The organism is Acinetobacter sp. LT1 (assembly GCF_059800965.1).
The window spans coordinates 62,869-73,742 of record NZ_JBBAXE010000019.1 but is presented as its reverse complement, the minus strand read 5'-3'; the positions used below and the strand labels follow the sequence as shown (position 1 = coordinate 73,742).

General features: G+C 37.2%; 8 protein-coding genes and 1 pseudogene. 3 read left to right on the top strand and 6 right to left on the bottom strand.

Annotated elements, in window-relative coordinates; genetic code table 11:
* Nucleotides 1–107 precede the first annotated feature (107 nt).
* Nucleotides 108–263, bottom strand: a pseudogene (locus WBW42_RS16205) (hypothetical protein); the annotation flags it as partial.
* 178 nt (nucleotides 264–441) lie between these two features.
* Between WBW42_RS16205 and WBW42_RS16200 the strand changes: the two are divergent.
* The 3 genes from WBW42_RS16200 (at nucleotide 442) to WBW42_RS16190 (ending at nucleotide 4,436) form a co-directional block, all read left to right on the top strand.
* Nucleotides 442–2,088 carry a phosphoethanolamine transferase gene (locus WBW42_RS16200; protein WP_000960796.1) on the top strand — a complete coding sequence of 549 codons (1,647 nt, stop codon included), beginning with the start codon at nucleotides 442–444 and terminating at the stop codon, nucleotides 2,086–2,088.
* Between the two features lie 525 nt (nucleotides 2,089–2,613).
* Nucleotides 2,614–3,777 carry an MFS transporter gene (locus WBW42_RS16195; protein ID WP_080777055.1) on the top strand — a complete coding sequence of 388 codons (1,164 nt, stop codon included), beginning with the start codon at nucleotides 2,614–2,616 and terminating at the stop codon, nucleotides 3,775–3,777.
* Nucleotides 3,778–3,932: 155 nt separating this feature from the next.
* Nucleotides 3,933–4,436 (top strand): hypothetical protein, encoded by a 504-nt coding sequence (locus WBW42_RS16190; RefSeq protein ID WP_002115710.1) that lies wholly within the window; start codon nucleotides 3,933–3,935, stop codon nucleotides 4,434–4,436.
* 48 nt (nucleotides 4,437–4,484) lie between these two features.
* Here the strand turns inward: WBW42_RS16190 and accC are convergent, their stop codons facing one another.
* The 5 genes from accC to WBW42_RS16165 form a co-directional block, all read right to left on the bottom strand.
* Nucleotides 4,485–5,852: an acetyl-CoA carboxylase biotin carboxylase subunit gene (gene accC, locus WBW42_RS16185; RefSeq protein ID WP_002115704.1), complete on the bottom strand. Its 1,368-nt coding sequence runs from the start codon at nucleotides 5,850–5,852 to the stop codon at nucleotides 4,485–4,487.
* A gap of 17 nt (nucleotides 5,853–5,869) precedes the next feature.
* On the bottom strand, nucleotides 5,870–6,289 hold the full coding sequence (gene accB / locus WBW42_RS16180; protein WP_000354611.1) for an acetyl-CoA carboxylase biotin carboxyl carrier protein: 420 nt from the start codon (nucleotides 6,287–6,289) through the stop codon (nucleotides 5,870–5,872).
* 17 nt (nucleotides 6,290–6,306) lie between these two features.
* Nucleotides 6,307–6,762, bottom strand: coding sequence for a type II 3-dehydroquinate dehydratase (gene aroQ, locus WBW42_RS16175; protein ID WP_002115614.1), 456 nt, complete (start codon nucleotides 6,760–6,762; stop codon nucleotides 6,307–6,309).
* 235 nt (nucleotides 6,763–6,997) lie between these two features.
* A complete protein-coding gene (locus WBW42_RS16170; RefSeq protein ID WP_032055855.1) occupies nucleotides 6,998–8,323 on the bottom strand; it encodes a Y-family DNA polymerase in 1,326 nt (441 codons plus the stop codon).
* A gap of 267 nt (nucleotides 8,324–8,590) precedes the next feature.
* Nucleotides 8,591–10,828, bottom strand: coding sequence for a TonB-dependent receptor (locus WBW42_RS16165; RefSeq protein ID WP_032055856.1), 2,238 nt, complete (start codon nucleotides 10,826–10,828; stop codon nucleotides 8,591–8,593).
* Nucleotides 10,829–10,874: the final 46 nt, after the last annotated feature.

The window sequence follows — 10,874 nt, the reverse complement described above, 5'->3', positions numbered from 1 at the left end:
GAGTTTTACTATGACCAGCTACCACAACAAAATAAGGTAGCTTAACTAGAGCAGAGTATCACTTATAAATAAGCTTTTAGTTGTTCAAACATGTGGGACCACCTCTAAGTACTAGTTAAATACCCAAGTTTCAATGACATTGAAAAACTATCTCCGCCAGTTTCACCAAAAGTAGTTGCGAAGATTTTAGTAATCCAGAATAGAAGGGTAACTTGGGGGACTTTAGTTATATACTCACTCATTTCATGACTTGAATTATTCATCTAAGAGTCTCAAATGATAAATTTATCAAACAATAAATTTTTAAAATTAAGATGAGCTTAAAGATTTGTTTTTAATAATATAGCTTTGTATTCTTATTGGTTACTAAGCTCATTTTTTAATTTCTATTTAAGTTTTACTAGCTAAGATTTCGAGTTTTTAATATTTAGTGGTTTTTAAATGCTAGTAAATTTTTTAAAATTCAAAGAGATATGTAATAATATTACACTATTAAATTTTAATTTGCTTTTATCTATCTGGCTAGGTTTATTTCTGAATATAGGTTTTTTTAAAAAAATCCATCAACTTACACCTTATAATGGTATTAAGTCAGTTCTTTTCTTAGGGGCGACATTAGTTATTTTAATAGCGGCATATAATTTAATTTTTCAATTAATAAATTGGAAATGGACTGCCAAAATCTTTGCAATTTTATTGATATTTATTGGTGGCTTTAGCTCTTATTTTGTAAACACATTGGGTATCATTATTTCACCCGACCAAATTCAAAATATGGTGCAGACCGATGTTTCGGAAGTTACCGATCTAATCTCTTTACGCTTTGTTTTATGGACAGTTTTTTTTGTTATTTTGCCCATTTTTTTAATTACTCAAGTTAAATTTAAACAAGAAAAAGCATCACGGTTGTTATTGAAGAAAGTATTCTCACTGGTAGCTTCATTTGCAGTGGTCGGTGTTTTACTTTTTACTTACTATGTCGATTTCGCTGCAATATTTCGTGAGCATCGTGATTTAAAAGGGATGATTTCACCGCAAAATAGTATTTCATCGCTTATGTCTTACTATCATAAGAAGGCTCCGAAGAAAAATCTGCCTCTTGTGATATATGGACAAGATGCTCATCAAGTTCAGCAAGTACAAAAGAACCTCCCTAAGTTAATGATACTTGTTGTAGGTGAAACGGCACGTGCCGAAAGTTTCTCTCTAAATGGGTATGCAAAAAATACGAATCCGGAGCTTTCTAAACAAGATATTTTCAACTTCTCGCAAGTGAGCTCATGCGGTACGGCAACAGCGGTTTCTGTGCCATGTATGTTCTCGGGTATGCCACGTGTAGATTATGATGAGCAATTAGCTAGTCACCGTGAAGGTTTACTAGATATTGCAAAACGTGCAGGTTACCAAGTGACGTGGATTGATAATAACTCGGGTTGTAAAGGTGCATGTGATCGTGTTGAACAATATCAAATTCCAGAAAACTTAAAGAAAAAATGGTGTAAAGATGGCGAATGTTATGATGACATTCTCATTGACAGCTTAAAGCAGTATTTGGCTACTATTGCCAAAGATGATGATCGTCCGCGTTTGATTGTTCTGCATCAAGTGGGTAGTCATGGACCTGCATATTACAAGCGTGCACCTGAGGCATATCAACCTTTTAAACCGACTTGTGATACGAATGCGATACAGGGCTGTTCGCAAACTGAATTGCTAAATAGTTATGATAATACAATTGTATATACAGACCATGTATTAAGCCAAATGATTAATACTCTAAAAGAAATATCAAAGTATCAGACAGGTTTATGGTATTTATCTGATCATGGCGAATCAACCGGAGAACATGGTTTATATTTACATGGTTCACCTTATGCAATCGCACCGAGCCAACAAACACATGTACCAATGATTATGTGGTTCTCTGAAAGTTGGAAACAACATAATCTTGCTCAAGTGAATTGTTTAAGCCAAAAAACTAAACAAAAGTTAAGTCAGGATAATTTATTCCCAAGTTTGTTAAGTTTGCTGGATGTAAAAACTAAGGTAGTAAATAACAAACTTGATATGTTGAGCCAATGTAAATAAATATATTTTTAATTTATATAAAACGAAGCAAAATAGACTTGTTTCGTTTTATTAAATGTATTGGTTCGTAATTAGCACACATTTTAAGATCCCTCTAAAATTATTTAATAAACCTTCGTCAGCTATGCATCAAACTTACAACAATATAATTATTCTTAAAACCCAAAGACCACCCAGATTCTTTATAGAAAGGTTCACCATACTTAATTGTGTGCTCGATATAAAAATAGACCCAATCTTTCATAATTTTACTTTACTCATTATTCCTGTTAAGAAGCTAAACTTAACCATAGACTGATAATAATTCATTTCTATCCTATTCAAAATGATAGAATTACTCAGGTTTGAAAGTTGGGTGTGTTTTGCTTAAAAAGCATGCAGTCTACAATTTTTTTTAATTTGATTGGAAATTAAATTTGTAGACTGATTTGTAGACTGTTGAATTGCAAAATACTGCATTGTGGTACAAACGGATGCAACTTTAATTATGATTAACTATTTGAAACTGCAAGATAAAGCAACCGAATGCAACCATTAACAATTACAGCTAGACTGTCAGGATTCTACTTCTTTTACTATTCCATCGTGGGCACATTCATGCCTTATTGGAATTTATATCTTCAAGATCAGGGATTTAATTATCAAGAAATTGGTGTTTTATCATCAATTGCGATTGTAACTCGTTTTTTTGCGCCTTTAGTTTGGGGGTGGATTGCTGATAAATCTGGTAGGCGGATGTTACTTGTTCGGATAGCAACTTGGATGGAGTCATGTATATGGTTGGCTATTTTTATAGTGCCAAATACTTTTCAATCAGTTGCTTTGCTTATGCTTATTTTTAGTTTCTTTCAAAATGCGATTTTAGCTCAATTTGAGGGAGTGACTTTATTTTGGTTGGGTGATCAAAAAGCTAAACTCTACGGCAAAATTCGTAAGTGGGGATCGGTTGGGTTTATTGTTGGGGTATTCACTATTGGGGCTATTTTAGAAATAGTGCATATTTCAATGCTCCCAATTTTACTATTAATTATCGCGTCTCTAGCGTTTATTTGGTCTTTCACAATCCGCGAACCTGATAGCGCGCCTACTTCCCAAAAATATTTAGAACCTTTACTTCCTGTTCTTAAGCGCCCAACAGTGGCTGCATTTTTTGCAATTGAATTTATTCTACTTTTTTCACATGCGCCTTTTTATAGTTTTTATAGTAATTTTCTGAAATCTTTGAATTTCAGTACGACTGAAATTGGATTTTTATGGGCCATGGGCGTGTTTGCTGAAATTTTTATGTTTTCAATTGCCTCAAAGATTTTTCAACGTTTTTCGTGGCGCAGCTTAGTGATAGTGTGTCTGCTAGTGACGAGCATACGTTGGATGCTAGTTGCAGTATTTTCACATTATTTTATTGGTCAACTTTTTGCGCAGTGCTTACATGCCTTTAGTTTTGGTTTATTTCATTTGATTGCAATGAGAGTTATTTTTCAAAACTTCTCTGCTGGACAGCAAGGGCGTGGACAAGCACTTTATAGTACCATGTGGGGGTTAGGTGTAGCTTTTGGTAGTGTTCTGGCTGGGCATTTCTGGAAAACTCTTTCTGGTGAACTCATCTTTATGTGTGCCAGTGTGGTTGTGCTCTTAGGTTTGTGCTTTGTAAAGTGGCTTCCGAAACAAGTCGATTCTTCAACTACCTAAGCTTGAGATAATGCAAAACAAAGAATTTATATTGAAAAAAGCAAGTAAATATAAAATTGTTTGATGACTTGTTGTGACACGTTACAGTTGAAAAATATTGTTTTTATATGGTTATGGAGCAGTGATTTTGTCAAAAAATATGCTAACTTAACTTCATGCGTTTAATGATTAATAAATCTATGAAAAATATTTATATTATTGGATTATTGTGGGCTTGTTCTGGTTTAGCTGTGGCAGAAACGGCTACTCAACAGCCAGCTGAACAACCCGTTCGGACTGCAAGTAATCCTAATGCTATACGTATTGTTACGCGCCCTGAAATTATGGGATTATGGGGAATGGAAATTCCAAATAATAAGAAATGTGTGGAATATTATAACTTTCGTAGTAGTAATGATGTAGTGATCAAAAGCGGTCAGGAATGGTCTTATGGTATTTATGAATATCAACCATCTGATGACCCTAAAGAGCAGCTAGCCGCTTTAGTAATGCAAATTAAATTTGATAATAATAAAGTAGATTGCTCTGGTCAGAAGCAAGACCAAACAGGTGATGTCTCACAATATTTTGTACAATGGAAAAACGACCATACAATCAATTTCTGTTCAACGGCTAAGGGTGAGCAGTGCTTTGCGACTTTACGTCGGGTATTACCATAAAATGGTTGATATAAAAAAAAGCCTCTTAAAAATAAGAGGCTTTTTTTATTATGCAGTTTCAGCTTTCTTTTCTTCCACTTGCTTTAACAAGTGTTTTTCAAGGTAATGGATATCCATTGCTTGAGAGCAGAAGCTCTTATCTTGCAAAATAAGATCTTTATGTAAAGGAATATTTGTTTTAATTCCTGTAAGGATCATTTCATCTAGCGCTTGACGCATACGAGCAATTGAAGTTTCACGGTCTTTACCATGAGAAATCAGTTTAGCAATCATAGAGTCATAGTAAGGTGGAATGCTGTATTCTGGGTAGATATGAGAATCTAAACGAATACCAGCACCGCCTGGTGCGTAGAAACTTTCAATTTTACCTGGTGAAGGTAAGAAGGTTGTAGGGTCTTCTGCATTGATACGGCATTCAATTGCATGTCCTTGAACTTTGATATCTTCTTGTTGAAGCTCTAGTCCTAGGCCACCAGCAATGCGTAACTGTTGTTCAATAATATCGACACCGGTAACCATTTCAGTTACAGGGTGCTCTACCTGAACACGAGTATTCATTTCAATGAAGAAGAATTCACCGTCTTCAAATAAGAATTCAAACGTACCAGCACCACGATACTGCATCAACTGACATGCATGAACACAAGCTTCTAAAATATCAGCTCGAGCTTGCTCTGGTAGGTTTGGTGCAGGTGCTTCTTCTAGTACTTTTTGATGGCGACGTTGTAATGAACAGTCACGGTCATATAAATGAATTGCATGACCATTACCATCACCAAGAACTTGAACTTCGACATGGCGAGGTTTTTGTAAGAAGCGTTCCATGTAAACGGTATCATCACCGAACCACATTTCTGCATCGCGCTGCGCTGCTTGAACTGATTCAAGTAGTGTATCTACACGCTCAACAATACGCATACCACGACCACCACCACCAGAAGCCGCTTTAACAATAAGCGGGAAGCCGATTTCTTTCGCTTCTGCCAAGGCATTGTGGATGGTTACTGCATGGTCGCAACCTGGTACAGTAGGTACGCCAGCTTTTTTCATGGCAACAATCGCAGAAACTTTATTACCCATAAGGCGGATATGTTCTGGACGTGGGCCAATAAAAGTAAAGCCTGAGCTTTCTACAATTTCAGCAAACTCAGCATTTTCTGAAAGGAAACCATAACCCGGGTGAATAGCATCAGCACCGGTAATTTCTGCAGCAGTAATAATTGCCGGGATATTTAAATAGCTATCACTACTTGCGCCCGGACCAATACATACTGCTTCATCAACAAAACGTAAATGCATCAAATCCTTGTCGGCATCTGAATAGATACCAACAGTCTTGATTCCTAATGTTTTACAAGCCCGGGTAATACGTAAAGCGATTTCACCACGGTTTGCAATTAAAACTTTTTGCAACATAGACGTCCCCGGGGTAATTACGCGCGATAACGGAATAAAGGTTGACCGAATTGGATAACTTCACCATTTTTCACTAAAATTTCTTCGATCACGCCGCTTTGAGTTGCTTCAATTGGGTTCATGATTTTCATTGCTTCAATAATACCCAAAGTTTCACCAGCAGATACTGTTTGACCTACTTTAACAAATGGTGCTTCGCCTGGGCTTGGAGCAGCGTAGAACACGCCAACCATTGGAGAAGTTTCAACTGCTCCACGCGGTGTTTTTGCAACTGGTGCTTCTGCAACAGGAGCAGCCGGAAGTGCTACACCAGCCGCAGCAACGACAGGATTGCGACGAGTTAAAGCGATTGATTGATCACCTTCTTTAACTTCGATCGCTTGCAAGTCAGACTCAATCATTAAATCGATGAGTTTCTTAATTTTGCGGATATCCATGGGCGACTATTCCTAAATTAGTTTGGGTTAGATGGTTGAATTTTTTCAATAGCGTAATCGAGCGCAAAACGATAGCCTTTTGCACCTAGACCACAAATCACGCCAATTGCTTTATCAGATAAATAAGAATGATGTCTGAATGCCTCTCTTGCATGGACATTAGACAAATGAACTTCAATGAATGGAATCGCAACGCCAAGTAGAGCATCACGTAGAGCAACTGAAGTGTGGGTGAGGGCAGCAGGGTTAATAATAATAAGTTTTACGCCTTCAGTTTGTGCCTGATGAATACGATCAACAATGGCACCTTCCCAGTTGCTTTGAAAAGTATCTAATGTGATTGAAGCTTGTTGAGCTTGGCTAATAAGTTGTTGGTTAATATCATCTAAGGTAAGATGACCATATACTTCTGGTTCGCGTTTTCCCAGCAAATTCAAATTCGGTCCATGAATCACCAAAATGGTCGAACTCATTCAGATTGCTCCAGCTCTAAAGTTGCAAATATTCTTTGCAAGATGTCTGCAAAGTTTGCTTATTATGGCATATGTTTCTACAATTTTTTTATAATTTGTTTTCATCGTCGCAGAAAGGGTATACCAAATTCAGCTTATATATTGTAAATTTTGCGATGATTTAGCAATGTTAAAAAATGACAAAATTTCAAGTAATTTAATGGAGCTTATTTTAAACTGAATTGACAAAAACAGTTCATGTATTTTGTGTAACGGCTATAGAGTTCTCTCCAATCACCAATAACTCATTCCATCGAGTTAGATAATTTTTTGAACGGTGGCATTGTTTCATGTGCCAAGATGGATTACGGGAATGATAACCGACTTGTAAATAGTGACTGCCAAATCGGTTACGAACTGTGCTGAGGGTTTGCATTAATTGTTGTCTTTGCTGAATCAACTCAAGAGGTTGCCATAAATCATCAATGTGATGTTGACGGGGATGTAAACCACAGAATAAAACTCCAATCTTTATATATTTTTTATTTTCTTTATATAAAACATCAATTTGCTGCATGGCTGCTTTTGTTAATATGCATAAATCATCTGTTGCATAATTTAAGCCTATCGCTTGAGAAGACGCTTTTTTATAAGGTGGTTTATCTATTTTTTCATAAAGCATGACTTGAACGCAGGCACAGAGCTGTCCTTGTTTCATTAAACGGCGATGAGCTCGGTTAAGATGAAAAATAAGTGCTTGCTTAATAATTTCAATGCTGGACAAAGCTTGAGCAAAACTGCGTGATGCTAAAATTCGTTTGGTGACAATTGCAGGATCGTCGAGTTGAATACAGGATTGGCCTTTTAGCTCACGAATGGTACGCGCCATAACCACAGAAAAAGCTTTTGCTAGATGATGCTCATTGGCAAAAGTTAAGTCTAAGCATGAATAAATCTCATAACTCCGTAATTGTTTGACTAATTGATAGCCAATTCCCCAGACTTCTTTGACTGAAGTGTGTTGCATGAGGTCTTCAAGCAGCAGAGGATCTAAAGTGGTGAAATTACAAATTCTATTAAAGCTTCTAATTTTTTTAGCATAGTGATTGGCTAATTTTGCTTGAGTTTTTGAATATCCGATGCCAATACAACAGGGTAAGCTTAACCATTCTTCTAAGGTTTCTACGACTTTGACACAATAAGAATGAATATCTAGAGATTGAAGGTAAGGGGTAAGGCGAATAAAACATTCATCTATAGAATAAGCTTCTAAATCATCGGGCGAGAAAAACTCACCAAGAACTGAAAAAAAGCGACGTGACATTTCAGCATACAAAGTGTAGTTACTTGAATAGACGTGTACACCTGCTTGAAGAGCTTCTTGTTCGATTTGATACCATGGAACCCCCATTTTGATACCCATATTTTTTGCTTCTTCACTACGTGATACAACACATCCGTCGTTGTTAGAAAGTACTACGACTGGTAGGCCAATAAGTTTGGGATTAAATAGTCGCTCACAACTCACATAACAATTATTAATGTCTACGAGCGCGTAGATTTCGCGGTGTGAGATTTCCATTATGATTTGCCCCATGAAAAATATTGGTAAAATTACATATGGATATTGTTTTCATAAACACAGTGAGAGGAAATGTTGGATGAAAAAAGTTGCATCTTGAATATGTAACAAAATCAAGTTAACAAAATTTTTAGCAGAATACTAGGGTGGTTCTGTGGGTTTGCCTCAGGTTAATAATGGAAAAAATAGATAAGGAATTAATATTTTTAGTAAAAAAGGAGATCGCATTGATCTCCTTTTTGTGACACATTCAATGTCAGTTTTTGATTACCACTTATGACTATAAGTCACTTTAAGCGTTGCACCATTTGCCACTAAATGGCTAGTGTTATCGCTAGTTCGTAATAATTGGCTATAGAGAGGATAATACTTGCGGTTAAACATGTTCTCTAAACCAATCGTCACAGTGTCTTTTTTGTTAAGCGCAAAACTACTGATTAAGTCTGCTGTTGTATAAGTTTTTACATCATAGCGACCAAAACTATTTTTACCATTTAAGCGGTAATCTTCTGAACCGAAGTAAGTGGCTTGTAGACGATTCGTCCAAGTTTCCGTTGGACTATAGGAAATATAACCTGTGAGTTTTAATGGTGGAATACGGAAGCCTGTCATATCTTGTTCAGCACCGTTTTGCGGCTTTTCACGACCTTTCATCCACGTAACACTACCACCAGTTCCCCAAACATTGGCATCGTCAAGATAATCAAATGTTGCTTCAACACCAGTGACTTTTTCTTTGGTTCTAGCGAGTACTAAACCATTGTTGAAAGATTGCACCGCACCTAGGTCGGAAGTAGAGTGGAAGACCGCTAAACTTGAAGAGAAGTTATTGAAGTTTCCTTTCCAGCCCAACTCGTAGTTATCTACTTTTACGGGTTCTAAGAATGATGAACCAAGGTTAAAACCTTCACCAGCATTACGAATAATCAAACCAACATCAGGTAATTGGAAACCTTGGTTAAAAGATGCATAAATCAAGTGTTGGTCATTTGGAGAGAAAGTCACGTTAGCATTGTACAACCATGCATCAGCTTTCACTTTCCCCCCCTCAACGGTGTAAGGGTTGGGCTTACCTAATTGTGATAAAGGAACAAAGCTATCAATTTGGGCATAGCTGTCTTCATAACGCGTACCAGCTTCTGCTGACCATTGGTCATTAAAGCGGTGTTTTAACTGTATAAAACCACCCACACTTTGCGTAGTGAGTTCAGGTAAATAAATAAGTTTGCCAATTTTTACAAACTCTAAGCCACCAGATTGATCATAAATTTTTTGATCGAAAATATCTAAAGGCATTTCGCTTTTTTCGCGGCTAAAGTCACCACCCCAAACTAGTGAGGTGTCACCTAAAAACTCAAGTGGTGTAGTAACAGTTAAGCGGCTACCGAGTACATTATTTTCTTGATAGATCTGATCTACTTGTCCTCCACGATTTGCATTTTTTCGTGCATCAAAGGGTGAAAAACGTGTAAAGAAGTCGCGATAATAAATTTGTGCATCAACCTTATTACCAAAAAAGTCTTTATGGTTATAAGTTAAATTGTATATCTGGTTTTCGTTTTTATTTTGGTCTTTGAGCTTTAAGCCTTTAATTGCTTTCGCTGGTACAGTTCCAGCAGGAGCATTTTTCACACTTGGGTCAGATGCATAATCTGAGTCTTGCTCGGCATTATAATAGTTTGCAGCGAATTGTAGGTATTGATTGTCATCAATATGATAACCAAGTTTACCACCTACGCTGTAAGCATCGGCATCATATAAATCGCCCTGACTTGGTTCTGGTGCAACACGGTCACCACTTGCATCGTACGGGCTACCAATACGTTGGTAACCAAAGTCGAGTGCATAGTCAAAAGCGTTAAAGCTGCCTGTGAAATATTGATGAATATCGCCACTTAAAGCATTAGAACGGAAATTTGTTAAAGGTGTTTGAAGCCCAACGACTGTTTTTGCTGTAGGTTCGCCACCCGCAGCTTTTGTGGTAATTGAAATAATACCGCCAGAAGCACCGCCACCATAAATTGCGTTGCTGCCTCGAATCACTTCAATGTTGGCAATGCTTTCAGGGTCAATTGCTGAAAGTCCGCGTGATGTGTCACGTGTCAGGTTCATTGGAACGCCATCGACCAAGATGAGAGCATTACGACCACGTAAAGTCTGACCATAATCGGTAATGGTTCGGCTCGAATCGGATAAACCCGGTACGGCTTTTGCTAAAACAGTCGCAATACTTCCAGATGAACCATTTCTTAAAAGTTCAATTTGTTTTTCATCTAGCTTGGTGACTTGTTTGGCAGAGGTAGAGAGTTCATCTGCGCGTGAAGCAGTAATTGTAATTGTCGGGAGAGCTTCGGGTTTCTTTTCTGTTTCTGTAGTTTCAGCAGGTGAAGCAGCAAAAGCTGAATTGGAAAGAATAATGGCCCCACCAAGTGAAAGGAGTGGAATGATATTTTTTACTTCAGACTTCCTCGTAAAAAGTTTGTGACTTTTTATCTTATTTCCCATTGTCTCGCCCTGAGAGTGATTTTAAATTTGTCGAATTATAAGTGAG

Coding starts and splice junctions, on each gene's coding strand:
- WBW42_RS16200 (WP_000960796.1), top strand. CDS start 442: ATGCTAGTAAATTTTTTAAAATTCAAAGAGATATGTAATAATATTACA.
- aroQ (WP_002115614.1), bottom strand. CDS start 6,762: ATGAGTTCGACCATTTTGGTGATTCATGGACCGAATTTGAATTTGCTG.
- WBW42_RS16190 (WP_002115710.1), top strand. CDS start 3,933: ATGCGTTTAATGATTAATAAATCTATGAAAAATATTTATATTATTGGA.
- accB (WP_000354611.1), bottom strand. CDS start 6,289: ATGGATATCCGCAAAATTAAGAAACTCATCGATTTAATGATTGAGTCT.
- WBW42_RS16170 (WP_032055855.1), bottom strand. CDS start 8,323: ATGGAAATCTCACACCGCGAAATCTACGCGCTCGTAGACATTAATAAT.
- accC (WP_002115704.1), bottom strand. CDS start 5,852: ATGTTGCAAAAAGTTTTAATTGCAAACCGTGGTGAAATCGCTTTACGT.
- WBW42_RS16165 (WP_032055856.1), bottom strand. CDS start 10,828: ATGGGAAATAAGATAAAAAGTCACAAACTTTTTACGAGGAAGTCTGAA.
- WBW42_RS16195 (WP_080777055.1), top strand. CDS start 2,614: ATGCAACCATTAACAATTACAGCTAGACTGTCAGGATTCTACTTCTTT.